The sequence below is a fragment of the Hyphococcus luteus genome (assembly GCF_002943565.1).
GTDB lineage: Bacteria > Pseudomonadota > Alphaproteobacteria > Caulobacterales > Parvularculaceae > Hyphococcus > Hyphococcus luteus.
This window is the reverse complement of the sequence record NZ_PJCH01000005.1, coordinates 60,296-82,074: the sequence shown is the minus strand read 5'-3', so window position 1 is coordinate 82,074 and position 21,779 is coordinate 60,296. Positions and strand designations below refer to the sequence as shown.

The following is a 21,779-nucleotide window of genomic DNA, read 5'->3' as shown; positions in this document are numbered from 1 at the left end:
CTGCTCAGTAGCTTGCCCGGGTGACGTCCATGGCGCCGGGATAAGGCCCTTCGGTGACGAGAAACGCGCGGTAGTCGGCAAGCTCTTCGAGCGCACGCTCATGCTCCACCCTGAGCGGACGGAAGGAATGCTCGATCCGGCGCTTCTCTTCCTGCATGTTTTTGATATCAGCGAGGATGTCGAGACGCTCCGCATGGGGCGTTTCGGGCGAGACCAGCGCGACCTCCGCATGGGAAATCCTGTGTTCGATATTTTCGTAACGGGCATGCGCCTCGTCCAGCGCGGCGCTCGTGCGCGCAACATCGCTTTCGAGCGCGTAGAGCTGATTGCCCTGCTGATAGGCGGCGGTGAAGGCGCCTTCTTCGGGCCCGTTGCAAACGCCGTAATAATGCCCGCCGCGCGAGCCCACGGCGAAACCGTTCGAGGGCTGGCAATATTCGCGCAATCCTGCATCGCGCCCCGCCAGATAGGCGCTCATGTCCGGCGTCACGCCGGCTTTTTTGGCGCAGGCCTGGCGGTGGGAGGATACGGCGCTTGTGGGCGCGCCTCTGGCGCCGTCTTCATAACCGATGGCCCGCCAGTCCGCATAAAGACATTCTTCCTTGGACAGGCCGCCCGCGCAGCCGCCCACAAGGATGAGGAGCAATGCTGATGCTATAATGCGCATGATATTCCCTCTTTCTCGTTTGAGAGAAATAACGCGCGAAGATTAAGGCCGGGCTGTGGCCGCAAGGTGTTTTAACTTGCCCCTGTCAATAAACTGTTAGGCAAATTTTACGGGTTGAAGCCGCCGGCTCTCAGGAACCGGGTTTCCTCTGGCGTCGAAGCGCGCCCGAAGACCTTGTTCCGGTGCGGAAAGCGCCCGAAGCGCTTCACGATATCGCGATGTTCAATGGCATAGGGAAGATTCATGGTGTCGGGCAACTGCGCCTTGAAGAGCCGGACGCATTCTTCCTGCACGGACAAATCCTCCGCATGCATGAAGGGCATATAGAAAAAGGCGCGCCGCTGTTTGTTGACGAGATGGCCGAAACGGCGGGCGAGCGCTTCGCGCGCGACATCGAGCGCGTGGGCGTCCTGCGCAAAGGCGCCCGGCGTATCTCGGTAGAGATTGCGCGAAAACTGATCGAGAATGAGGATCAGCGAGAGCGAATAACGCGGGTGAACGCGCCAGACATCGAGATGCCCTTGCTTCGCCGCTTCATGCAAAGAGCCGAAGCGCGTCTTGATGGCTTCATCGAATTTATCGTCGCGCCGGAACCACTGATAAGGCTTCGTCTCCTCGAACCAGAAACGAAGGACCGCTTCGCCGTTTTCGTTTGTGGGGCGGATTGAAAAACAAGTCATGCCGGACCTCTACCAAACCTCTGCGAACAGCCGCAGGAAATTGCCGCCGAGAATTTTTTCGATGCGCCGCGGCGAATGCCCGCGCGCGAGCAATCGGTCGGCGATTGTCTGGAACTGTTCGACCCCTTGCAGGTCGGGGACGGCGAGAAGAATGTCGGGGTCTTCATTGGGTGCGCCGATGCCGAGGCGTTTACGGTTTTCGACGTCTTCACGGTGACGCTTGCGATAGCCTTCCATGTCGTCGATGCCGGTGACGCTCTGGTCGGCGCCGATTCCCACATGATCCTCGCCGCAGACATCGACGGCGTGTTCGATGTGAAGCACGATGTCCTCGGCCATGTGCTGGCGGCCCGGCGTCAGGTAAGGCATGAAATAGATCCCGGCGACGCCGCCTTTCTCGGCGAGCGCGCGCAATTCCGCATCCGTCTTGTTGCGCGGATGCGGGGCGAGGGCCGCGCAGCCCGTATGGGTGATGGCGATGGGCGCCGCCGACGCCTCGATGGCGTCCAGGGTCGTCTGTTCGCCTGCATGGGAGAGATCGACCAGGACGTTGCGCGCATTCAGTTTCGCCACGGCCTCGCGGCCGAATTCCGTCAGGCCTTTGTTTTCCTCGGCCATCGATCCGTCGCCGAGCTGGTTGCGGATATTATAGGTGAGCTGGAAAACCCTGACGCCGAGATCGGCGAAAATGTCGACGCGGCCTGCATCGTCGCCAAGCATCGCGCAATTCTGGAAGCCGTAGATGACGCCGAGGCGGTTTTGTTTTTTCGCGGCGCGAATATCGTCGACGGAATAGGCTTTCATGAGCTTGCCGGGACGCAGGCGGATCGCTTCATCGAACCAGGCGATGTCCTTCACCGTCGCCTCGAACGGCTCTTCATCGCCATAGACATAGCCGAGGGTGAGGTTGGTGGCGGCGAGGCCCGAAGCGATGGCGTCGTCGATGCCGCGCGGATTGAGATAATGCGCGGCGCGCTGTTCATCGGTGTAGGGCGGCGTGTTGGGATTGAAGAATCCGCCGAGCGCGTTGATGAGGATCGCGTCTTTCATGCCGCGCCATCGTTTTTCTTTTGCAAAAGAGGAGGGCGCAAATGATGCGGCCGCAAGCGCGCCCGCCATCAATGCGCGCCGGTTCGTATGAAATGCGGTCCTGCTCATCATCGCTCCTGCGGTTTTGAGCCTCTAGCCTAGCCGCGCCCGCCGGTCCTTACAATTTTATCGGCTAGCCCCGCGTCAGATAAACTTTTATGGGCGAGCTTGGCGGCGATTGCGACGCGGGGGGCTTTCGTGGCCGGCTTTTGGGAAAAAATCGTTCGCTTCCTGCCGGCCCCTGGCGGCGCGCGCGCCAATGTCTCTCTCACAACCAATGTCGCGACCGGCGCCGCGAAACTGGTGCGCGGGCCGCAAAAAACGCCGGGCCCGCTCGATTATGCAAAGCGCGGTCTCAAGGCGCTCTCCTTCAAATGGATTGCGATCTCCGTCGCGCTGACGGGGTTGTTTTTGTTTCTCGCAAGCTTCTCCGCGACGGACACGGATGCTTATGAAACGGCGCTTCAGTCCCAGGCGCGAAACGGCGATTGGGTCGGCGGGCTTCGGTCCCTGTTTGTTTTGCGGATGCTGGCGACCCCGCGCCCGCTTGAATTTCTGGTGATGATCACGCTGACCCCGGTTGTCTGGCATATGCTGCCCAAGGGCTGGCGGTTTCTTGTTTATCCGATGATCGCGCAGATGATTTACATGCTGATCTCGCAGATCGCGGTCATGCCGCTGGAATTTGCTCTCTTGAATCTCTTTACCTCGGTCACCGACGCCTTGCGCGCACTTGCTCTATAATGCCTTGGCGCCCGCTTGAGGCCTGACGCGTTGTATTAAATTTGTAATATAGCCTGGATAAACTGGGCTGCAGCAATTCGTGAAATATCGTGTTTGGGGGGCGGCGCGTATGATGCGTAATCTGTGTTTTCTGCTGATCTTGGTTTTTGGGAGCATTGTGGCTGGTTGCGCCACAACGCCTGCGGCGCCGGTTGTGGGCGTAAATTCTTTGGGCGTTGTTTCCGCCTTTGGCGATGAATTTCAGATGCTGACCATCGGCACGACTGTTTTTAACAATAGCGAAGGTTCCGGAGATATTTCTGAATGGGGCGTGAACGAACTTGCGATAAACAGCATGAAGACGGCTCTGGCGGGCAAGTATGAGCTTGTTGATGTTGAATACCCCAGAGAGTTTTTCAATACGGAATCTAAGGAAAAGATCACCGGTGCGTGGATCGATAATACGCCGAAACTGATTTCGGATATGGTGAGGGACAAGATCACGCCGGTTTCCGGCGAGGCGCCGGACGCGTATCTGATCGTCATTCCGGAATACTCGGCGACTGCGTTCAGGGGCTATCCCACGTTTGTCGATCTTGGATTGTATTCCATGTCGTTGCTCGGAGATCGCAAGACTTATGTTTGGGTCGGGGCTCAGATGGTTCTCGTGGATGCGGATACATGGGAAGTTTTGCGTAGAAAAAGCTTTCGGTCCAGTTGGGCGACTGCGAAAATGGAGAAGCGTTTAAAAAACGCCGGCGCCGCTTACTGGCGCGTCGATAATTCGCTTTGGGCAAAGGATTTTGACTCTTTGGTGGAAGAGCAAAAAGAGGCCATTCGCGCTACAATCGAAGACTACGTCAAAGATGCGGCGGCGCGAACGCTTGAACAAATTGGTTTGACGCCCACCGTCGCCGCAGAGGAATACAGCTCTCAGTTCGTCAGGCTCTAGATGGAGAAGGCGTTGCAGCCCCAACCGCCTTTTTCATCACCGTCGGCAAGCGCGCCTCTTCCGGTTTGATCCATTGCTGATCGCTTGCGCGGCGAAAGCCTTTGGGCGCAGCGCCTGCATAGACATCGAGCGTTAAATGGAAATGCGTGAATGTATGCGTCGCTTCGCCGGTCTTTTCCCAGTCCGCTTGCGCCGGCGCGGCGTTGAAAACATCCGCCTCAATGCGCTCTTTCCACTCCGTGCCGGGCAAGCCGAGCATGCCGCCGAGGAGGCCCTTTTCGGGGCGGCGTTCGAACAGCATTTCGCCTTTGGCGTTCACCAGCGCAAAGACCGCGCCGACGCGGTTCGGTTTTGCTTTTTTCGCGGGCTTCACCGGAAAATTTCCTTGCGTTCCGGCCTTGAACGCCTTGCAGCGCGAGGAGACCGGACAGAGAAGACAGATGGGCGCTTTCGGGCGGCAGATGCTCGCGCCGAGATCCATCAGGCCTTGCGCGAAATCGCCGGAGCGCTTTTGCGGCCAGATTTCTTCGAGCTTTTCCCGGATTTCCGCCTTGGCGGCGGGCAGGGGCGTGTCGATGGCGTAAAGGCGCGAGACGACGCGCTCGATATTGCCGTCAATGACGATGGCGCGTCTGTCGAAAGCGATGGCGGCGATCGCCGCCGCCGTATAGGCGCCGATTCCGGGCAGGGCGCGCAAGGCTTCCTCCGTATCCGGAAAAAACCCGCCATGGGTCTCCGCAACCGTCACCGCGCATTTATGAAGGTTGCGGGCGCGCGCGTAATAGCCAAGCCCCGCCCATTCCCCGAGCACGTCGTCGAGCGGCGCGGCGGCCATGGCTTTGACGTCCGGCCAGCGCGTTAAAAACTCCCGGTAGCGCGGGGCCACCGTCGCCACGGTCGTCTGCTGCAGCATGATTTCGGAAAGCCACACTGCGTAAGGGTCGGGCCGCGCCCCGGCTTTCCTTGCTTTCGGGGCCACGCGCCAGGGCAGATCGCGGGCGTTTGCATCGTACCAGCGAAGGAGGGCCTGCGGGATGGGGGGGAGTTTGGCGGCTTTGCGGGTCACGTTTTGCGTCGACGGCGTTCCATATCGAGACGCCCCAGTGTTAGAGTGAACGCAAGCCATGGGCAAAGTCTTATGAGAGCCTATCCTTCCACACGTCCCGCCCGATCCGCCGCGCCGGCGCTGGCGCGGGTGAGCGCGTCGGTTTTCGCCGATCTCGCCAAAAAGACGAAATACGCCGATCCGGCCCTGGCCGAACGCTGGCCGGCGATCGCCGGGGAAAAACTCGCCGAACTCTCGCGGCCCGGGCGGCTGACCGGCCGGGGGCCTGGAAAAACCCTCGAGCTGCGCGTGCCGAACGGGGCCGCCGCCGCTGCGGTGCAGATGGAGACGGACGGCCTCATCGCCCGCGTGAATTCTTATCTCGGGCCCGGCGCCGTGGCCCGGATCGCCGTAATCCAGGCGGGCGGCCCGGCCAAAAGCGGAGGACCGAAATCCCCGCCGGAGGGCGATCCCGGCCCCGGGGACGGCTCGCTGGGGACGGCGCTCGCCTCCTTCCGGGCGGCGGTGAAACGCCGGAACAGCGGGAAATAAAGCCGGTTCAAGGTCTTGCGCCCGGCCGCGCCATCGGCGATTTTGCCGGTCAATCCTCTAAAGGCCCCGGCTGGGGGTTCTACGCTCATTTTTTGAAAGGTTTTCGCCCCATGTCCTTCACGCCAGCCCCTTTCCGCCGCGCCGCGCTGACCGGCGCCCTCGCCCTTCTCGCAGCGGCCTGCGGCGGCGCCGATTCCGAAGCCGGCCAAGCCGGCGAGAAGACGGTGGCGGAGGCGCCCGCCAATTCCGTCGAAAAGGTCGGGGAAGGCGCGCTTTCGGACATGGCGCTCGGCGCCAAGGACGCCGCGGTCGTGGTCATCGAATACGCCTCGGTGACCTGCCCCCACTGCGCCCAGTTCCACGAGGACATCTTCCCGCAGATCAAGGAGGATTACATCGACACCGGCAAGGTGCGGTTCATCTTCCGCGAATTCCCGACCGCGCCCGCCAATCTTTCGGTGGCTGGGTCCATGCTGGCGCGCTGCGCCGCGGATGAGAAGGGCGACGACGCCTATTTCCTCGTTCTCGACGCTCTGTTCAAAAATCAGGGCAATCCCTATCAGGAGAACAAGGGCTGGATTTACGGCGATAATCCGCGCGATGAGCTCCTGAAAATCGCGTCCCAGGCCGGGATGAGCGCTGAGGATTTCGACGCCTGCATGAAAAGGCAGGAATTGCTCGATTTTCTTAACGCAAACATCAAGGAAGGCAGCGAAAAATACGGCGTGAATTCGACGCCGAGCTTCGTGATCAACGGCCAGACGCGCCATTTCAGCACCGAAGAGGACTTCGCCAAGGCGCTCGACGAGGCGCTTGAGAAGGCGGAAACGGACGGCGACGCGGAATAACCGCCGGCTTTCTTTCGCCGGTTTCCGCAAGGTCCGGCGAGGCGCTTGAAAATGCTGCGGAATACTAACATCTGTGGAGCGCCGGCCCGAAACGGGAAAGCCGGTTTTCGGCAAGCCGGCGCGCCCAAGAAAAAACTTGGAGCGGGCGAGGATTGTTGAGGAATATTAGCCGCTCGACGCTATTGGCCTGCCGCCAGAATCGCCGATCATTGCGGACTTCGGAAGTCGCGCCCGGCATGTGGGTCCGGAAACGGAGTTTGGCGCGGCGCTTATCGGGAAAAGATACGTGAAGTTCACCAATGTCCGTCTTGTCGGCTTTAAATCCTTCGTCGAGCCGACCGATTTTGAAATCCGCGAGGGCCTGACCGGCATCGTCGGCCCCAATGGCTGCGGCAAGTCGAACCTCCTCGAAGCCTTGCGCTGGGTGATGGGCGCGACGTCTGCCAAGGCGCTGAGGGGCGACGGCATGGAGGCGGTGATCTTCGCTGGGACGTCCATGCGCCCTTCGCGCAACTGGGCCGAGGTGATCCTCTCTCTCGACAATTCCGACCGCTCCGCGCCGGCGGAATATAACGAGCATGACACGCTCGAAATCTCGCGCCGCATCATCCGCAAGGAAGAAGGCACCCAGTCGGTCTATCGCATCAACCAGAAGGAAGTGCGCGCCAAAGACGTGCAGCTTCTCTTCGCCGACGCTTCGAGCGGCGCCAATTCGCCGGCGCTGGTGCGCCAGGGGCAGATTTCCGAACTGATCAGCGCCAAGCCGCAAAACCGCCGGCGTCTCCTCGAAGAGGCGGCGGGCGTCACCGGGCTTCACTCCCGCCGCCATGAGGCGGAACTGCGCTTGCGCGCGGCGGAGCAGAATCTCGAACGCCTCGACGACGTCATCGGCGAGCTCGAGACCCAGAAAACCGCGCTTGCCCGCCAGGCGCGCCAGGCGACGCGCTACCGCAATGTCTCCGGCGACATCCGCCGCACCGAGGCCATGCTCGCTTACCTGCGCTGGCGCGAAGCGGTGGAGGCGCAGGAAAAAGCCGCCGCCGGTCTCGCCGAGATCAGCGAACTGATCGAGGAGACGGCGCGCGTCGCCGCGACCGCATCGACGGCGCAGACGAAAGCCCATGAAGAGCTCGAACCCTTGCGCATGGCCGAGGCCGAAGCCGCCGCCGCGCTGCACCGCCTCACCGTGGCGCGCGAAAGCCTCGATGAAGAGGCCGCGCGCGCCGAGGCTGAACTGGCGCGCCTCGCGGGAGAGATCGAGCGCCTGAAAAACGACATGGCGCGGGAAAAAGACCTTCTCACCGACGCCGACGACGCTGTGACGGCATTGAGCGGCGAAGAGGGAGAACTGCGCCAGCGCGAAGAAGGCCAGGCCGAGCAGGTCGCCGCCGCGCAAGCCGCGATGAACGAGGCCGCCGCCGCGCTCGAAGCCGCCGAAGCCCGGTTCGATGAGAAATCGAAAGAGGCCGCCGATATCGAAGCGCGCCGCAAGGCCGCGACGAACAATCTCGCCGCCGCCGAACGCCGGCTTGAAAAGATCGTTGAGCAGACCCGTTCCTATACGGATGAACGCCAGCTGATCGAGCCGACGCCGGAGCAGGCCGAAGCCTTCGAAGCGGCGAAAGTGAAATTCACGGCCGCCGAAGAGGCTGCGAGCGCTGCGGAAGAAGCCTTCCAGCGCGCCGAGGAAGAGCGCGCCGCCGCCGAAACGCGCGAGAACGAATTGCGAGGGCCGTTGCGCAGCGCCGAACAGAGCGTCACCGAGCTCGATGCGGAGCGCGAGGCGCTGCGCCGGGTGCTCGCCGCCAATGAAAGCGAGGACTGGACGCCGCTCATCGAGATGATCGATGTGGACGCCGGTTATGAAAATGCGCTCGCTGCGGCGCTCGGCGACGATCTCGGCGCGGCGGTCGACGACAAGGCGCCGGCGCACTGGGCGTCCATCGGCGAAAACGCCGCGGACATGGCCCTGCCCGAAGGCGCGTCGCCCTTGCTCGGCTTCGTGCGCGCGCCCTCGGCGCTCAATCGCCGGCTCTCGGCCATCGGCGTCATCGACGCGGCCGACGGCGAGCGCCTGCGCGCCCAGTTGAAACCCGGCCAGCGGCTCGTCTCCCGCGAGGGCGATTTGTGGCGCTGGGACGGCTATACGACTTATGCGGACGCCAAGACCTCCGCCGCGATCCGTCTTGAGCAGCGCAACCGGCTGCAGGTGCTCGACCGTGAGTTTGAAAGCGCTGAGGAAAGCGCCGAGACCGCGCGGCGCGAGCATGCCGAGGCCAGCGAAACGCTGAAAGCCAAACAGCAGAACGAGCGCGATGCGCGCGCGCTCTTCACCGATGCGCGCCGGGCGCTCGATTCCGCGCGCACCAAACTGAATGAGCTTGAGCGCGAACATGAACGCGCGCTCGCCCGGCTTTCCTCCATCGACGAAAACCTGTCGCGTCTCGCCGAGGAGAAAACCGAAACCGAACGCAATCACGAAAGCCTGACGGCGGAGGTCGCCGCCTTCCCCGACGCCGAGCATATCGCGGAAGGCGTCGAGGCGGCGCGTGAGGAAGTCGCTTCGGCGCGCGCAAAGGCGGCCGAAACCCGCACCGCCCATAACGAACTCGCCAGTGAAGCGCGCCGCCGCGCCGAACGTCTCGAAGAAATCGCGCGCGACAGGGCCTCATGGGCGCAGCGCGGCGACGCCGCGCGCAAGCGTATCGGCGATATCGAATCGCATCTCAGCGAGACTGTCACCGCCCATGAAGCCGCGCAGGGCGCGCCGGCGGTGATCGAGGAAAAACGCAAAGCCCTGCTCGACCAGATCGAAACCGCCGAGAAGCGCCGCAACGACGCGGCCGACGCCCTCGCCGAAGGTCAGCGCATGACCGTCGAGGCGGACAAGGCGGCGAAGATGGCCGATCATGAAGCCGCCGAAGCGCGCGAGGCGCGCGCGCGCCTTGAGGCGCAGGCCGAGGCCGCCGCCGAACGCGTGGAGGAAGCCAAGCATCTCGCCCATGAGACCTGCGAGGCCGAGCCCGACGAACTTCTGGCCATCGCCGAGCACAAAGAGGGCGCCGATCTGCCCAATCGCGACGATGTGGATCGCAAGCTCGAACGCTACAAGCGCGAGCGCGAAAATCTCGGCGGCGTGAACCTGCGCGCCGATGAGGAGATGCAGGAAGTCTCCGAGCGTCTCGAAGAGCTCGCCACGGAGCGCGAGGATTGCGACAACGCCATCCGTAAATTGAGGACCGGCATCACCAACCTCAACCGCGAAGCGCGCCAGCGCCTCCTCGATGCGTTCGAGACGGTGAACAACAATTTCGCCGATCTCTTCAAGCGCCTCTTCAATGGCGGCCAGGCGGAGCTGCGCCTCATCGAATCCGACGACCCGCTGGAAGCCGGCCTTGAAATCATGGCCTCGCCGCCGGGCAAGAAACTCGCCTCCATGTCGCTGATGTCCGGCGGCGAACAGGCGCTCACCGCAACCGCGCTGATCTTCGCGGTGTTCATGGCGAACCCGGCGCCGGTCTGCGTTCTCGACGAGGTCGACGCGCCGCTCGACGACGCCAATGTGGAGCGCTTCTGCCGTCTGCTGCATGAAATGGCGCAGGAGACCGAAACCCGTTTCGTCATCATCACGCACCATGCGCTCACCATGTCGCGCATGAACCGCCTGTTCGGCGTGACCATGATCGAACGCGGCGTTTCGCAGCTTGTCTCCGTGGACCTCAACAAGGCCGAACAGCTCGCCGCAGCGGAGTAGGGCTGTTTTTCAGTTTAAAAGGCCGCCTCCTTTGCCGGAGGCGGCCTTTTTCGTGTCCGTAAATAAACTTAGGCAATTGGCTAATTGTTGTTGACGCAGAGTTATGCGCCAGATAAGTTAGGCCTATGCCTAACTATCAACAAAGCCCCGACCCCCACGATCTCGACAATGTCTTTCAGGCCCTGGCGGACCCGACCCGCCGGGCGGTCATGACCCGACTCAGCGAAGGCCCGGCCAGCGTCAGCGAGCTCGCCAAGCCTTTCGACATGGCGCTGCCCTCCTTTCTTCAGCACCTGAAAGTGCTGGAGGAGTCGGGGCTCGTCTCCTCGAAAAAACAAGGGCGGGTCAGGACCTGCGAAGCGCAGTTCAAACGCCTGTCTGAAGCCGAAGAATGGATCGCCCACCAGCGCGCCGTTTGGGAGGGCCGCCTTGACCGTCTCGGCGCCTATCTTGAAGCTCTTCAGTCCACGGAGAAAGAATGATGCGCCTCGATGTCTATTTGACTTTTGACGGACAATGCGAAGAGGCAATGACCTTTTATCAGTCGGTGCTCGGCGGAAAGATCGAGACAATGATGAAAGTCGCCGGCTCGCCTGCTGAATCCCAGTATCCGCCCGAAGCGAAAGACTATGTGCTTCACGCCCATCTGCAATTGCAAAATCTCAACATTATGGCTTCCGATGCGCCGCCGGCGCTTTATTCGAAACCCGCCGGGATGCAGATCGTCATTGAACCGGATGAAACCGATGAGGCGGAGCGTATTTACGCGGCGTTGTCTGAAGGCGGCGCGATCGAGCATGAAATGACCGCAACGTTCTTCGCCAAGCGTTACGCGATGTTCGCGGACCGTTTTGGCGTGCGCTGGATGATCGTCTGCGGCGCGCCGGAACAGAATTGAGGCAAGCCCTGAACAGGATGGAGACTTTAATGACTGCGCCCGACATTATCCATGCAAGCCTTACCGTCACGCGCGATTATGATTTTCCGCCGGAACGCGTCTTCGCCGCATGGGCGAGCGCGCAAGCGAAGCGTCAATGGTTCGGCGCTGACAGCGACGGTTTCGAGATAGAGGAATATAAACTCGACTTCCGGCCCGGCGGCGCAGAACGGTGCCATGGCCGCAAACCCGGCGGCGGAACTTTCACCAATGACGGCGTCTATCACTACATCATAGAGAACGAGAAAATCGTTTTCACTTATTACATGACTATCGACGGCGCGCCTTACTCGGTTTCGATGACAATCATCGAATTGAAGCCGCACGGAACAGGAACGCGCCTTACCCTGACCGAAGACAATGCGTTCTTGACGGGTGTGGATGAAAATGCGGGACGCACCGAGGGGTGGGGCTGGGGGCTCGGCCGGCTGGATGATGCGCTGAAAGAGGAAAGACTTTCCTGATGCCGATCATCCCCAATGAACTCAGAATGTCGCGGGTCTACAACGCGCCGCGCCCGCTGGTCTGGAAAGTCTGGACCGATCCCGAACATCTGAAACAATGGTGGGGGCCGTTCGGGCCGGAGCGTACAAGCTGCATGATGGATTTCCGCGTCGGCGGCGAATTCCGGGTGCTAATGAAAACGCCGGAAGGCGAAGTCGCGCCCGCCGCCGGCGAGTTTCTCGAAATCGTCGAACCGGAGCGCATCGTCTATGAGGGTGAGCCTCAGGCGCCGACGGCCTGCGGCTGCGGCCTTCCGCCGAAATCCCGGGTGACGGTTTTGTTCGAGGCGCTGGCGGCGGCGAAAACCCGGCTCGTCATCGAAACCGTCTTCCCCGACGCCGATGCGCTGGAAGCGGCGAATGCGTCGGGTTTTTCCGCAAGCTGGAACCGGACTCTCGACGAGATGGGGCCTTATCTTGAACGCCTGATGGAGGAGAGCCGATGACAGACCAACCGAAAGTCCGCACCTGTTTGTGGTTCGACGGGAACGGAAAAGAGGCGGCGGAATTTTACGTCTCGCTGCTGCCGGACAGCTTTATTGAAACCTCTTTCACGCCGGAACAAAGCGGCCCGCCGCTGATCGTCGAGTTCACGCTCGCCGGCGCGCCTTACATGGTTCTGAACGGCGGGCCGATGTTCAAACACACGCCCGCCGCCTCGATTTCCGTGCTGACGAAAGATCAGGAGGAAACCGACCGGTTGTGGAACGCGCTCATCGCTGACGGCGGCGAGGAAAGCATGTGCGCCTGGTGCATCGACCGTTTCGGCGTCTCCTGGCAGATCATCCCCGAGCGCCTGCCGCAGCTCCTGCAGGCCGATGACAAGGCGGCGGCGGGCCGGGCGCGCGAAGCGATGATGAAAATGAAAAAGATCGACATCGCCGCCCTCGAAACGGCGTTCAACGGATAATGAAAAGGAGAGGCCCAATGACTTACATTGACGGATTTTTGCTGGCGGTGAAGATCGGCATGAAAGACGCCTATATCAAGATGGCCGAAGACTGCGGTCCGATCTTTCTTGAACATGGTGCGTTGAAGATGGTTGAGACCTGGGGCGATGACGTGCCGGAAGGCAAGCTCACCTCCTTTCCCATGGCGGTGAAACTTGAGGAAGATGAAACAGTCGTTTTTTCGTGGATTGTCTGGCCGTCTAAAGCGGTTCGCGACGAAGGCATGAAGAAAGCCATGGAAGACCCGCGCATGAAAGCGCCAGACCCCATGCCCTTCGACGGCAAGAGGATGATCTTCGGCGGCTTCGAAATGATCGTCGAGCTTTAACCGGTCCGGCGGCGCGCGCCGGAACCGTTCAGGCGCGTTTCTTCTTGGTCGAAAAACCGATCATCGAATAAGCGGGACATACGCCGACGAGGCTTGTCAGAACAAAAACCGCGGCGACGACGCCGAGAACGATGGCGAGAACGCCGCTGATCGCCCCGGTGAAATAGAGATACGCAACGACACCCGCGACAAGCAGCCGGATGATGCGGTCGATGACGCCCATGTTGAGTTTCATGGTTCTCTCCTTTGGTTGGCGCGCTTGAAAAGTCGCGCACCTTGGAAATTTAGCGCCCATGCGACGGCTTTCCCATGACTTGGATCAAGCGCCGCATGGCGGATGGCCCGGGCGGCCCGGCGCGTCCAGACGCCGCGCTAAGGTTCGCTGTTGAAAATCAATAAGTTACGGCGAAAATCCGTTGCTTGACGCTGCGCTGCGGCGCCTATATGGTCCGCCGCGATTTCAGGGGGCGCGGGCGGCCGCTCGCGCCTGTTTTCGGGCATGCTCATGAGTAATGACTCCGGCAGAGACAAGGCTGACAAGAAACAGCCGGGCTCGCTGGACGAGTTCTCCGAGCGACTGGATCGGATGCGCGGACACGGCCAGAACGAGCCGTCACCGCAGAAATCCGCTTCCGCCTGGGGGCGCGCCATGCGGATCTCTTCGGATCTGCTGGCCGGCGTTTTCGTCGGCTGCCTCTTGGGATTGGGCCTTGACCGCTGGCTGGACACGGAGCCCGTGTTTTTGCTCATCGGTCTGGCGCTCGGATTTGCGGCGGGGCTGCGCAACATGACGCGCACCCTGAAACAGGAAAACGATCAATCGTCAGAGCGCTGACGAACGGGAAGCCGGAAGGCGACGGGAAGAAAAGACATGATGGGTTTGCAGGCCGCCGGGCCGATGGAGCAATTCGAGATTGTGCCGATCGTGCCTTTGTCCTTCGGCGGACTCGATATTTCGTTCACCAACTCGTCGCTGTGGATGCTGATCGGCACCACGGCCATTGCGGTCTTTTTCTTTGCGGCGACGCGCCGCGCGGGGCTTGTTCCTGGCCGGCTGCAGTCCGCCGCGGAAGTCATGTATGAATTCGTCGCCGATCTCGTGCGCGACACCATCGGCGCCGAGGGGCGGAAATTCTTCCCTTACGTCTTCACGCTGTTTTTGTGGATTCTGGTCGCCAATCTGTTCGGCCTGCTGCCGTCGTTCCCGCGCTCGCCGCAGGCGCTGCACGTCTTCACGCCGACGAGCCACCTCATCGTCACGCTGGCGCTCGCCATGCTGACGATCAGCATCGTCATCGTTTACGGCTTCTGGAAGAACGGGCTGAAATTCCTGAAACTGTTCTGGCCGTCGGGGCTTCCCTGGCCGATGTATGCGATCATTCCGCTGATCGAGGTCATCTCGTTTCTGTCGCGTCCGTTGAGCCTCGCCATTCGTCTCTTCGCCAATATGTTCGCCGGCCACATCATCCTGAAGCTTTTCGCCGGCTTCGTGGTCTCGCTCTTGGCGGCGGAAGGCGCGATCAAGCTTTTCGGTCTTGCGCCGTTTCTCGGCGCCGTCGCGGTGACGGCGCTCGAATTTCTGGTCGCCGCGCTGCAGGCTTACGTCTTCGCAGTCTTGACCTGTATTTATCTTTCAGACGCGGCTCACGCGGCCGATCACTAGGATCACTTGAAGTTTCCCCTCGCGGTATGATCAGGGCCAGCCGCGAAACCGGGATCAAACGGCTCAACGAAAAAACTCCAGGAGTTAAGACAATGGAAGCAGAAGCAGCAAAACTCATCGGCGCCGGTCTCGCCGCGATCCCGCTCGCGGGCGCAGGCGTCGGCCTCGGCCTCATCTTCGGCAACTTCCTGTCCGGCGCGTTCCGCAATCCGTCCGCCGCCGCACAGAACCAGCCGACCATGCTCCTCGCCTTCGCGCTGACCGAATTCACCGGTCTTCTCGGCTTCGCGATTGCGATGATCATTCTCTACACGTTCTAAGAGACCCTTTGCCTTAACAAAGGAGAGGACCTTGTCCGTCTTCGCAAGCCTGATCACAACCGCCGCAGCAGGCGCTGCGGAAGCGCATGAAGAAGCGTCTTCCGCCGGCCTGCCGCAGCTCGATTTCGCCTCCTGGCCGAGTCAGATTTTCTGGCTCGCGTTCACCTTCGGCGTTCTTTACTGGCTGATGGCGGGCAAGTTCCTGCCGTCGCTGGGCGGCGCCATCGAACAGCGCCGGGACCGGATGGCGGACGACCTCGATCAGGCGGCGGAGTTCCGCCGTCAGGCCGAAGACGCCGAGACCGCCTATAACAAGGCGCTCGCCGACGCCCGCGCCAAGGCGCAGTCGATTGCGGCGGACACCCGCACGGAAATGGACGAGGAGATCGCCGGGCTGCAGGCGGAAACCGACGAGGCGCTGGACAAGCAACTCGCCGCCGCCGACGCTCGCATCGAGGCTATGAAAACGGACGCCGCCGCCAAAGTGCGCGAGGCGGCGGCCGACACGACGCGCGCCGTCGTCGAAACCCTGATCGACGAGGCGCCCACCGACGACGCGGTGGCGAAAGCCATCGACGCCGTCGCGCGCGCCTAAAGGACGAAGCTCCATGATTTTTCTTTCGACGCTCGCTCTCGCCGCCGCCGAAGAGGTCCATGACGCCGCCGCGGATCACGCTTCGGTCGGTCTTTTCGAGGATGCGGCGCTTTATGTGCTGATCGCCTTCGTCATTGTTATCGCCGTTTTCGCCCGCGCCGGCGTCCACAAGATGATTGTCGGCGGCCTCGACAAGCGTGCGCAGAAAATCGCCGACGAAATCAACGAGGCGCGCCGCATGCGCGAAGAGGCGCAGGAGCTTCTCGCGACTTATCAGCGCCGCCAGCGCGAGGCCGAGGAAGAAGCCGCCGGCATTATTGAGCAGGCGAAAAAAGACGCCCAGCGCATGGCCGCCGAAGCGCGCGCCAAGATCGAGGAACAGACCGAGCGCCGCATCAAGGCCGCCGAAGACAAGATCGAACGGGCCGAAGCGCAGGCCCTGTCGGAAGTGCGCGGCCAGACGGCCGACCTCGCGGTCGAGGCGGCGCGCCATATCATTCGTGAGCGCATGGACGCCGGCGCGCAAGGCGCCTTTATCGACAAGGCGATCGCCGGTCTTCGCGAAAAGCTGAACTGATCAGGTTGGACTGGACTGAATAGGGGCGGCCTTGGGCCGCCCTTTATAGTTTAGCCGCGGCTTTCGCGGGTGCTGACGTCATCAACGTCGTTTTCCTCCGGTTCGCCGAGATCGTCGGCGTTCGGCATTTCTTCGACGTCGTCCACATCGTCGTCGTCATAGCCGGGCCCGCAGGCCGCCGCCACAAGCGCGGCTAGCGCGGCGCCGGCGAAGCTGAACTTGTTCATGATCAACGCTCCCGGGTTTTCATTTCACATGGAAACAAACACGGGCAGGTCCGGGACCGTTCCCCGGGGCGGAGCCGCGCCTAGTCGCGCCTCCAGCCCTTCAGCGCGTCGACCTTGCGCCGGCGCTGTTCTTCAGGGCTTAAGGAATAATCGCCGCCGAACGCCGCGGATTCCCATGAGCCGTAAGCCGGGTTGGGCAGCATCAGCCAGTCGCGGCCCCAATGCGCTGCGTTCGCCTCATAGACCGCCCGGCGCGCTTGCGGGCCGCCATCATAATCGTCGGTGAAATCGCCGAAATTGTCGCCGAGAAGCAGGAGAATGCGGTAGTTCTCCGCGACCGCCGCGCGTCGGGTTCCTTTTGCGGACGTCCAGTCCGGCTTTTCGCCCTTGGTCATCAGCGTGTCGGTCTTGTCTCCCATGGGAAAGCCGAGCGCGTCGAGATTGCGCGCCGTGCCCTCCTCGACCTCGTGGCTGCGGTTGGTGACGTAAAAGACTGTAACGCCTTTCGCTGCGGCGGCGTTTGTGAAGTCGACCGCGCCCGGCACGGCGTTTGCCTTTCCCGCGCCCGCCCACGCATTCCAGCTTGCGCTCGAATAGCCCGCGCCGGTCTTCACCATCCACGCCTGATAGGGCGAATTGTCGAGCACGGTTTCATCCGCATCGAGAATGATCGCCGGGGGCAGGGTTTCGTAGCCGGGCTTTTGCTCCCCCGGGGCCGCGGTCCATGTCTTGTCGGCGAGCGCTTCTTCGAGACGCAGCTCCGCGAGCGCGTAAACCGCCTCAGCGTTCGCCTTGTATTCCACGGCCTGTTGCATCCACAGCGTCGCATTGAGGCGGTCGTCGGGCGCCGGCCCGTTTGCGGCGGTTTGCGTCTGCGTCGTCGCGCAGGCGGCCAGCGCCAGCGCCGCCCCGGCCAGGGCGAGGCGCTTCAACAGAATGTGACGATGCGGCATGGAATGATCTCCCCTTTGCGGCTGTTTCGCGGCACAATAGGCCCTCCGGCGAAACAGCAAAATCAAAAAACCGCTCATTCCCGCGGAAGCGGGAATCCAGATAAGGTTCTCAAATTCCCATGGATCCCCGCTTTCGCGGGGATGAGCGGAGAAAAATGAAAGCAGGTTCTCATGCGCATTTTTTTCGTTTTCACCTTTCTTCTCCTCGCCGGCTGCGCCGGGCCGCCGGTGAACCGCGCGGAAGACGCGCCGCCCTTGGAAGCCGTGGATCAGGTGGACCTCGATCGCTATCTCGGGCGCTGGTACGAGATCGCGCGGTTCCCGAACCGTTTCGAAAAGAACTGCGAGGGCGTTACCGCCGACTATGCGCGCCGTGAGGACGGCCTCATTGCGGTGACCAACACCTGCCGCAAGGGCTCGCCCGATGGCGAAGAAAAAGTCGCGAATGGCCGCGCGCGCATCGTCGATGAAGAAACCAACGCGAAACTGGAAGTCAGTTTCTTCGGCCCCTTCTGGGGTGATTACTGGATCATCGGCCTCGCCGACGATTATTCGCTGTCGCTCGTCGGCGAACCGGAAGGGCGCTATTTATGGATTTTAAGCCGTACGCCAATGATTTCGGATGAAGCGCGCGATAAGGCGCTGAACGATCTAAAGGCGATGGGCTACAACACGGATGCGCTCTATTGGACGGAGCAGGCGGACTAGCCCCTATTTGCAGGAATAGGTGAGGCCGTCACTCGATATGCGACAGCGGGTGCAACTCAGCGCCAGAAACCGGTCACCGTCAAAAATCTGGCCGCTGTCCGCCGTCGATCTGTCGTTTTCATAGAAGGAAAGCTTGTCGTCGGCGGCGGGTCGGATATAGGCGCCGGGCAGGGCCCCGTCGTCATGCCATATCCGGATCAGGTCGTTCTGGTTGACATAGACCTTTGTATCGATCCAGCCGGTGTCCACATCAGGGCTCGCGCCGACATTGCGGTGCTGCAGCGTGCGGCCGGCGAGACGGTATTCGGTCTGGAAATTCGGCAAAGTCGGATAGCACCAGCGATGCGCGAGCCAGGCATATTGATCCCACTTTGCCGGCCGCCAGCTTTCGCTTGCGTAAGTTGCGGGCAAGCTGACTTCGCCTGCGGATCGAATCTTCTGGACGACAAAGGCGCCGCCGCCGAAGACCAGCACGAGAAAGCTAACGGCGCCCCCATAGACGCCCAGCTTGGCGGCGAGGTTCTCGACTTTCTTATAGCTCATCTTTCAGCCCCCTGGCGGCGCGCGGGAAGGCCGGCGCGCAAGCGCGGGCTACTATAGGGACAAAAACGGCGGAAGGTCACGCCGCTTTTTACGCGAATCGGTGCTTTTGAGGGCGGGAGGCCTAGCCAGCCATCTGTTTACGGATCTTGTCGCGCAGGAAATCGATGGGTTTGAGGCCGGTCTTTTCCTCGTAATGCCAGTAGGTCCAGCCATTGCAGGCTTGCGCGTTCTGGACCGCGGCGCCGACCTTGTGGATCGAGCCCTGAATTTCGACGTCGCCGTCTTTCACATAGAGCGAGCCGTCGGCGCGCACTTTCGCGCAGGTGTTCTTGTTGCGCGAATAAAGCTTCGCGCCGGGCTTGATCAGCTTGGTTTCGATGACCTGGCCGAATGGGACGCGCGGCGCCGCGCGGGGCGAGGGCTGGGTTTGCAATTCTTCTTCCGGGAGCGGCTTCACCCGCGCGATGCGTTTTTTCGCCGCCGCGATATACGCCTTGTCGCGCTCGCAGCCGATATAATGACGGCCGAGAAATTTCGCCGCCGCGCCGGTGGTGCCGGAGCCGAAGAACGGGTCGAGCACCACATCGCCCGGCTTGGTCGAGGCGATGAGGATGCGGTAGAGGAGCGATTCCGGTTTCTGCGTCGGGTGGGTCTTCGCCCCGTCCTCGCCCTTGATGCGCTCCGCGCCGGTGCAGATGGGAAACTCCCAGTCCGAGCGCATCTGCAGATCGTCATTGCCGGTTTTGAGCGCGCGGTAGTTGAACGTGTATTTCGACTTTTCCGACTTCGCCGCCCAGATCAGCGTTTCATGGGCGTTCGTCAGGCGCGTGCCGCGGAAATTCGGCATCGGATTCGATTTGCGCCAGATGACGTCGTTCAAGATCCAGAAGCCGAGATCCTGCACCGCCGCGCCGACGCGGAAGATGTTGTGATAGGAGCCGATGACCCAGATCGCGCCGTCGGGTTTTAAGACGCGGCGCGCTTCGGCGAGCCAGGCCCGTGTGAAGCTGTCATAGGCCTTGAAGTTCTCGAACTTGTCCCAGTCGTCGTCGACGCCGTCGACGCGGGAATTGTCGGGGCGCGTCAGGTCGCCGCCGAGCTGAAGATTGTAGGGCGGGTCGGCGAAGACGAGATCGACCGACGCGTTGGGCAGTTTCTTCATGGCCGCGATGCAGTCGCCCGTCACGATCGTGTCGAGAAATGTCTCGATGTTCGCCGGTTCGGCTTTTTTCGCAGCGCTTTTCGTTTTCGGTTTTTTGTTCGCCGGCATCGCCCGCCCCTCAATCTTGTCCCGTCAACAAGGAGCGGCACTTTGAGTCGGGGGCGAGTCCCCGTCAAGAGTCGGGCGGAATTTTTAGAGCGGATTCAAAAAGTTAACAGGTTAGTAAGAAAAATTAACGGCGCACATGGCTTACGCGTTTTCGCACAATATCTTGTGGATCGGTGCAAAGCTTTTGCGATGATGTGGTGTGACGCCGTAGCGCGCGAGGCCTTCGCGATGGGCCGGCGCGCCGTAACCCTTGTTCTTTTCCCAGGCGTAAAAAGGATGATCGAGCGCCAGCGCGCGCATCATGTCATCGCGCACGGTTTTGGCGATGATCGACGCGGCGGCGATGGACAGCGAGGTTGCGTCGCCTTTCACCACCATCTGCGTTGCCGCTTTCAGCTTCGGTTTTTGCGAACCGTCGACGATGCAGGTCGCGGGGCGGTCGGCAAGTCCCTCTTCGGCGCGCGCCATGGCGAGAAAGGTCGCCTGCAAAATGTTGATCTCGTCGATTTCCTCGACGCTCGCCACGCCGACGCTGACCAGCGCGCGCTCGCGTATGGAAAGCGCGATCTTTTCGCGCCGCGTCTCGCTCAGTTTTTTCGAATCGGCGAGGCCGTCCGGAATGTCGTCAGGATCGAGGATCACCGCCGCGGCGACCACGGGGCCCGCCCAGGGCCCGCGCCCCGCCTCGTCGATGCCGGCGACAGGGCCGGCATGAGCGTGAGCGGTCTCGAGATCGTATGTGGGTTTGATGACGGCCATGGTCTTTCCTGGCGCGAGTCGGGCGCGCCCGTCATCTTTTAATGGGATTTCGCTTCGATGACCCGGACGAGGTCGGCGAGGGTTTGGGTCACCGGCGTCGGCACGTTAAGGCGTTCGCCCTCTTGCGCGAGGGCGCCGTTGATGGTTTCGATTTCCGTGGCGCGTCCCGCCTCCCGGTCCTGCAGCATGGACGCCTTGTGGCCGGGATGATCGGCAAGGGCGCGGGCGATGTTGTCGCGAACGCCCTCATGGTCGAGCGTAAGGCCTCTGGCCGATGCGACGGCGACGGTTTCCGCCGTGACGGCGTCGGCGATGCGCCGGCCCGCCGGATTGTTCATGGCGCCGTTCGGCGCTTCGCAGATCATGGCGACGGCGTTGAGCGCCGCATTGAAGGCGAGTTTTTCCCAGACGGCGCTTTCGATCTCCGCCGTGACATGGGTTTCAAAGCCGCTTTTCTCGAGCAGCGCCGCCGCCGGCGCCGCGTATTCATGCGCGGCCCCGGTGAAGCCGCCAATATGCAAATGCGCAAAGCCATGGGTTTCGACGCTTTTCGGTCCTGTGAGATCCGCGGGTATATGCGCCGTGCCCATGAGCACCCGGTCGGCGCCGAAGATTTCAGCGAGCCGTTCGGCGTTGCCGATGCCGTTCTGCAGGGTCAGCGCGGCGGGCTTTTGCGCCGCCAGATGTTTCACCGAGGCGACAGCGGCGGCCGAGTGAGCGCCCTTGGTGAAGAGCATGACGAGATCGGCGGGCCCGTCGAAGTTTTCGGCGAGCGACGCCTCGACCCGGACCGTGCGCCGGCCCTTGTCGTCGATGAGCTCGACGCCGCCCTGCGCCAGGAGATCGAGGCGCGCGCGGTCCACATCGATCAGCGTGACATGCGCGCCGGCCTCGCTCATGCGCGCGGCGAACAGACAGCCCATGGCGCCGGCCCCGATGATGACGATGTTTTTCACGGACTTACCCCTCGCAATAGTTGTTTCCGTTCCGGCGAGGGTACGGCGAAGCCGCATGTCTTTTCAACGAGGGGCGAGCATTACAGATGCGTTGTGTGATGTAACAGCCCTCTTGGCAATGACCGATGTCTATCACGAAGCGAGAAAAGAAGCCCCGGCCAAGAAACGACCGGGGCAACT

The 21,779-nt window shown here is 61.8% G+C and carries 28 protein-coding genes; 17 read left to right on the top strand and 11 right to left on the bottom strand.

The window, feature by feature from the left end; all coding sequences use genetic code 11:
• Positions 1-4: 4 nt before the first annotated feature.
• The 3 genes from CW354_RS05215 to CW354_RS05205 all read right to left on the bottom strand — a co-directional run bounded on the left by CW354_RS05215 (position 5) and on the right by CW354_RS05205 (position 2,505).
• Entirely contained in the window at positions 5-667 is a 663-nt protein-coding gene (locus CW354_RS05215; protein WP_104829005.1) for a DUF2799 domain-containing protein, read from the bottom strand.
• A 107-nt stretch (positions 668-774) separates the two neighbouring features.
• Positions 775-1,347 carry a DUF924 family protein gene (locus CW354_RS05210; protein ID WP_104829004.1) on the bottom strand — a complete coding sequence of 191 codons (573 nt, stop codon included), beginning with the start codon at positions 1,345-1,347 and terminating at the stop codon, positions 775-777.
• Between the two features lie 9 nt (positions 1,348-1,356).
• Positions 1,357-2,505, bottom strand: a complete 1,149-nt coding sequence (locus CW354_RS05205) for a dipeptidase (protein ID WP_104829989.1) — start codon at positions 2,503-2,505, stop codon at positions 1,357-1,359.
• Between the two features lie 129 nt (positions 2,506-2,634).
• Between CW354_RS05205 and CW354_RS05200 the strand changes: the two genes are divergently transcribed.
• Together CW354_RS05200 and CW354_RS05195 are read left to right on the top strand one after the other, a co-directional pair.
• The gene (locus tag CW354_RS05200; RefSeq protein WP_133162187.1) at positions 2,635-3,180 is read left to right on the top strand and encodes a hypothetical protein; all 546 of its coding nucleotides are present in this window, start codon (positions 2,635-2,637) and stop codon (positions 3,178-3,180) included.
• Positions 3,181-3,289: 109 nt separating this feature from the next.
• Positions 3,290-4,111 carry a hypothetical protein gene (locus tag CW354_RS05195; protein ID WP_104829002.1) on the top strand — a complete coding sequence of 274 codons (822 nt, stop codon included), beginning with the start codon at positions 3,290-3,292 and terminating at the stop codon, positions 4,109-4,111.
• Here the strand turns inward: CW354_RS05195 and mutY are convergent.
• Positions 4,101-5,177 (bottom strand): A/G-specific adenine glycosylase, encoded by a 1,077-nt coding sequence (mutY, locus tag CW354_RS05190; protein ID WP_207764682.1) that lies wholly within the window; start codon positions 5,175-5,177, stop codon positions 4,101-4,103. The genes CW354_RS05195 and mutY overlap by 11 nt on opposite strands.
• A gap of 72 nt (positions 5,178-5,249) precedes the next feature.
• Between mutY and CW354_RS05185 the strand changes: the two genes are divergently transcribed.
• From CW354_RS05185 to CW354_RS05145, 9 genes are all read left to right on the top strand, one after another.
• Positions 5,250-5,708, top strand: a complete 459-nt coding sequence (locus tag CW354_RS05185; protein WP_104829000.1) for a DciA family protein — start codon at positions 5,250-5,252, stop codon at positions 5,706-5,708.
• 110 nt (positions 5,709-5,818) lie between these two features.
• Entirely contained in the window at positions 5,819-6,556 is a 738-nt protein-coding gene (locus CW354_RS05180; protein ID WP_104828999.1) for a DsbA family protein, read from the top strand.
• A gap of 286 nt (positions 6,557-6,842) precedes the next feature.
• On the top strand, positions 6,843-10,310 hold the full coding sequence (smc, locus tag CW354_RS05175) for a chromosome segregation protein SMC (RefSeq protein ID WP_104829988.1): 3,468 nt from the start codon (positions 6,843-6,845) through the stop codon (positions 10,308-10,310).
• Between the two features lie 125 nt (positions 10,311-10,435).
• Positions 10,436-10,792, top strand: coding sequence for an ArsR/SmtB family transcription factor (locus CW354_RS05170; RefSeq protein ID WP_104828998.1), 357 nt, complete (start codon positions 10,436-10,438; stop codon positions 10,790-10,792).
• Positions 10,789-11,208 carry a VOC family protein gene (locus CW354_RS05165; RefSeq protein WP_104828997.1) on the top strand — a complete coding sequence of 140 codons (420 nt, stop codon included), beginning with the start codon at positions 10,789-10,791 and terminating at the stop codon, positions 11,206-11,208. The genes CW354_RS05170 and CW354_RS05165 overlap by 4 nt, the downstream gene beginning before the upstream one ends.
• A 29-nt stretch (positions 11,209-11,237) precedes the next feature.
• On the top strand, positions 11,238-11,711 hold the full coding sequence (locus CW354_RS05160; RefSeq protein ID WP_165793539.1) for an SRPBCC family protein: 474 nt from the start codon (positions 11,238-11,240) through the stop codon (positions 11,709-11,711).
• Positions 11,711-12,196 (top strand): SRPBCC family protein, encoded by a 486-nt coding sequence (locus tag CW354_RS05155; protein ID WP_104828995.1) that lies wholly within the window; start codon positions 11,711-11,713, stop codon positions 12,194-12,196. Before CW354_RS05160 ends, CW354_RS05155 begins: the two co-directional genes overlap by 1 nt.
• The gene (locus CW354_RS05150; protein WP_104828994.1) at positions 12,193-12,660 is read left to right on the top strand and encodes a VOC family protein; all 468 of its coding nucleotides are present in this window, start codon (positions 12,193-12,195) and stop codon (positions 12,658-12,660) included. Before CW354_RS05155 ends, CW354_RS05150 begins: the two co-directional genes overlap by 4 nt.
• A gap of 17 nt (positions 12,661-12,677) precedes the next feature.
• Positions 12,678-13,028 carry a DUF1428 domain-containing protein gene (locus CW354_RS05145; protein ID WP_104828993.1) on the top strand — a complete coding sequence of 117 codons (351 nt, stop codon included), beginning with the start codon at positions 12,678-12,680 and terminating at the stop codon, positions 13,026-13,028.
• A gap of 28 nt (positions 13,029-13,056) precedes the next feature.
• On the opposite strand, the gene CW354_RS05140 is transcribed toward CW354_RS05145, so the two are convergent.
• Complete coding sequence (locus tag CW354_RS05140; RefSeq protein WP_104828992.1) at positions 13,057-13,263, bottom strand: YgaP family membrane protein; 207 nt, start codon at positions 13,261-13,263, stop codon at positions 13,057-13,059.
• Positions 13,264-13,533: 270 nt separating this feature from the next.
• Between CW354_RS05140 and CW354_RS05135 the strand changes: the two genes are divergently transcribed.
• The 5 genes from CW354_RS05135 (at position 13,534) to atpF (ending at position 16,183) form a co-directional block, all read left to right on the top strand.
• Entirely contained in the window at positions 13,534-13,863 is a 330-nt protein-coding gene (locus CW354_RS05135; RefSeq protein WP_165793538.1) for an AtpZ/AtpI family protein, read from the top strand.
• Between the two features lie 39 nt (positions 13,864-13,902).
• Positions 13,903-14,691: a F0F1 ATP synthase subunit A gene (locus tag CW354_RS05130; RefSeq protein ID WP_104828990.1), complete on the top strand. Its 789-nt coding sequence runs from the start codon at positions 13,903-13,905 to the stop codon at positions 14,689-14,691.
• Positions 14,692-14,783: 92 nt separating this feature from the next.
• Positions 14,784-15,011, top strand: coding sequence for a F0F1 ATP synthase subunit C (locus CW354_RS05125; RefSeq protein WP_104828989.1), 228 nt, complete (start codon positions 14,784-14,786; stop codon positions 15,009-15,011).
• A gap of 31 nt (positions 15,012-15,042) precedes the next feature.
• Entirely contained in the window at positions 15,043-15,606 is a 564-nt protein-coding gene (locus CW354_RS05120) for a F0F1 ATP synthase subunit B family protein (RefSeq protein WP_104828988.1), read from the top strand.
• A gap of 13 nt (positions 15,607-15,619) precedes the next feature.
• Positions 15,620-16,183: a F0F1 ATP synthase subunit B gene (gene atpF / locus CW354_RS05115; RefSeq protein WP_104828987.1), complete on the top strand. Its 564-nt coding sequence runs from the start codon at positions 15,620-15,622 to the stop codon at positions 16,181-16,183.
• A gap of 50 nt (positions 16,184-16,233) precedes the next feature.
• Here the strand turns inward: atpF and CW354_RS23305 are convergent, their stop codons facing one another.
• Positions 16,234-16,410: a hypothetical protein gene (locus tag CW354_RS23305; RefSeq protein WP_165793537.1), complete on the bottom strand. Its 177-nt coding sequence runs from the start codon at positions 16,408-16,410 to the stop codon at positions 16,234-16,236.
• 80 nt (positions 16,411-16,490) lie between these two features.
• Positions 16,491-17,363, bottom strand: coding sequence for a 5'-nucleotidase, lipoprotein e(P4) family (locus CW354_RS05105; protein ID WP_104829987.1), 873 nt, complete (start codon positions 17,361-17,363; stop codon positions 16,491-16,493).
• Positions 17,364-17,534: 171 nt separating this feature from the next.
• Here CW354_RS05105 and CW354_RS05100 point away from each other — a divergent pair, with 171 nt between their 5' ends.
• Complete coding sequence (locus CW354_RS05100) at positions 17,535-18,071, top strand: lipocalin family protein (RefSeq protein ID WP_104828985.1); 537 nt, start codon at positions 17,535-17,537, stop codon at positions 18,069-18,071.
• Between the two features lie 3 nt (positions 18,072-18,074).
• Here the strand turns inward: CW354_RS05100 and CW354_RS05095 are convergent, their stop codons facing one another.
• From CW354_RS05095 to CW354_RS05080, 4 genes are all read right to left on the bottom strand, one after another.
• Complete coding sequence (locus CW354_RS05095; RefSeq protein ID WP_104828984.1) at positions 18,075-18,614, bottom strand: hypothetical protein; 540 nt, start codon at positions 18,612-18,614, stop codon at positions 18,075-18,077.
• Between the two features lie 121 nt (positions 18,615-18,735).
• Positions 18,736-19,776 (bottom strand): site-specific DNA-methyltransferase, encoded by a 1,041-nt coding sequence (locus tag CW354_RS05090; RefSeq protein ID WP_423793525.1) that lies wholly within the window; start codon positions 19,774-19,776, stop codon positions 18,736-18,738.
• 249 nt (positions 19,777-20,025) lie between these two features.
• Entirely contained in the window at positions 20,026-20,643 is a 618-nt protein-coding gene (rnhB, locus tag CW354_RS05085) for a ribonuclease HII (protein WP_104828982.1), read from the bottom strand.
• A 38-nt stretch (positions 20,644-20,681) separates the two neighbouring features.
• On the bottom strand, positions 20,682-21,599 hold the full coding sequence (locus CW354_RS05080; protein ID WP_207764680.1) for a ketopantoate reductase family protein: 918 nt from the start codon (positions 21,597-21,599) through the stop codon (positions 20,682-20,684).
• Positions 21,600-21,779 lie beyond the last annotated feature (180 nt).

Excerpts from the sequence above, each read along its gene's own strand:
- CW354_RS05090 (WP_423793525.1), bottom strand. The coding sequence starts at position 19,776 with ATGAAGAAACTGCCCAACGCGTCGGTCGATCTCGTCTTCGCCGACCCG.
- CW354_RS05195 (WP_104829002.1), top strand. The coding sequence starts at position 3,290 with ATGATGCGTAATCTGTGTTTTCTGCTGATCTTGGTTTTTGGGAGCATT.
- CW354_RS05215 (WP_104829005.1), bottom strand. The coding sequence starts at position 667 with ATGCGCATTATAGCATCAGCATTGCTCCTCATCCTTGTGGGCGGCTGC.
- CW354_RS05095 (WP_104828984.1), bottom strand. The coding sequence starts at position 18,614 with ATGAGCTATAAGAAAGTCGAGAACCTCGCCGCCAAGCTGGGCGTCTAT.
- CW354_RS05185 (WP_104829000.1), top strand. The coding sequence starts at position 5,250 with ATGAGAGCCTATCCTTCCACACGTCCCGCCCGATCCGCCGCGCCGGCG.
- CW354_RS05140 (WP_104828992.1), bottom strand. The coding sequence starts at position 13,263 with ATGAAACTCAACATGGGCGTCATCGACCGCATCATCCGGCTGCTTGTC.
- CW354_RS05170 (WP_104828998.1), top strand. The coding sequence starts at position 10,436 with ATGCCTAACTATCAACAAAGCCCCGACCCCCACGATCTCGACAATGTC.
- CW354_RS05150 (WP_104828994.1), top strand. The coding sequence starts at position 12,193 with ATGACAGACCAACCGAAAGTCCGCACCTGTTTGTGGTTCGACGGGAAC.
- CW354_RS05145 (WP_104828993.1), top strand. The coding sequence starts at position 12,678 with ATGACTTACATTGACGGATTTTTGCTGGCGGTGAAGATCGGCATGAAA.
- CW354_RS05205 (WP_104829989.1), bottom strand. The coding sequence starts at position 2,505 with ATGAGCAGGACCGCATTTCATACGAACCGGCGCGCATTGATGGCGGGC.
- CW354_RS05155 (WP_104828995.1), top strand. The coding sequence starts at position 11,711 with ATGCCGATCATCCCCAATGAACTCAGAATGTCGCGGGTCTACAACGCG.
- CW354_RS05165 (WP_104828997.1), top strand. The coding sequence starts at position 10,789 with ATGATGCGCCTCGATGTCTATTTGACTTTTGACGGACAATGCGAAGAG.
- CW354_RS05210 (WP_104829004.1), bottom strand. The coding sequence starts at position 1,347 with ATGACTTGTTTTTCAATCCGCCCCACAAACGAAAACGGCGAAGCGGTC.
- CW354_RS05105 (WP_104829987.1), bottom strand. The coding sequence starts at position 17,363 with ATGCCGCATCGTCACATTCTGTTGAAGCGCCTCGCCCTGGCCGGGGCG.
- CW354_RS05180 (WP_104828999.1), top strand. The coding sequence starts at position 5,819 with ATGTCCTTCACGCCAGCCCCTTTCCGCCGCGCCGCGCTGACCGGCGCC.
- CW354_RS23305 (WP_165793537.1), bottom strand. The coding sequence starts at position 16,410 with ATGAACAAGTTCAGCTTCGCCGGCGCCGCGCTAGCCGCGCTTGTGGCG.
- CW354_RS05135 (WP_165793538.1), top strand. The coding sequence starts at position 13,534 with ATGAGTAATGACTCCGGCAGAGACAAGGCTGACAAGAAACAGCCGGGC.
- CW354_RS05130 (WP_104828990.1), top strand. The coding sequence starts at position 13,903 with ATGGGTTTGCAGGCCGCCGGGCCGATGGAGCAATTCGAGATTGTGCCG.
- rnhB (WP_104828982.1), bottom strand. The coding sequence starts at position 20,643 with ATGGCCGTCATCAAACCCACATACGATCTCGAGACCGCTCACGCTCAT.
- CW354_RS05160 (WP_165793539.1), top strand. The coding sequence starts at position 11,238 with ATGACTGCGCCCGACATTATCCATGCAAGCCTTACCGTCACGCGCGAT.
- atpF (WP_104828987.1), top strand. The coding sequence starts at position 15,620 with ATGATTTTTCTTTCGACGCTCGCTCTCGCCGCCGCCGAAGAGGTCCAT.
- CW354_RS05100 (WP_104828985.1), top strand. The coding sequence starts at position 17,535 with ATGCGCATTTTTTTCGTTTTCACCTTTCTTCTCCTCGCCGGCTGCGCC.
- CW354_RS05125 (WP_104828989.1), top strand. The coding sequence starts at position 14,784 with ATGGAAGCAGAAGCAGCAAAACTCATCGGCGCCGGTCTCGCCGCGATC.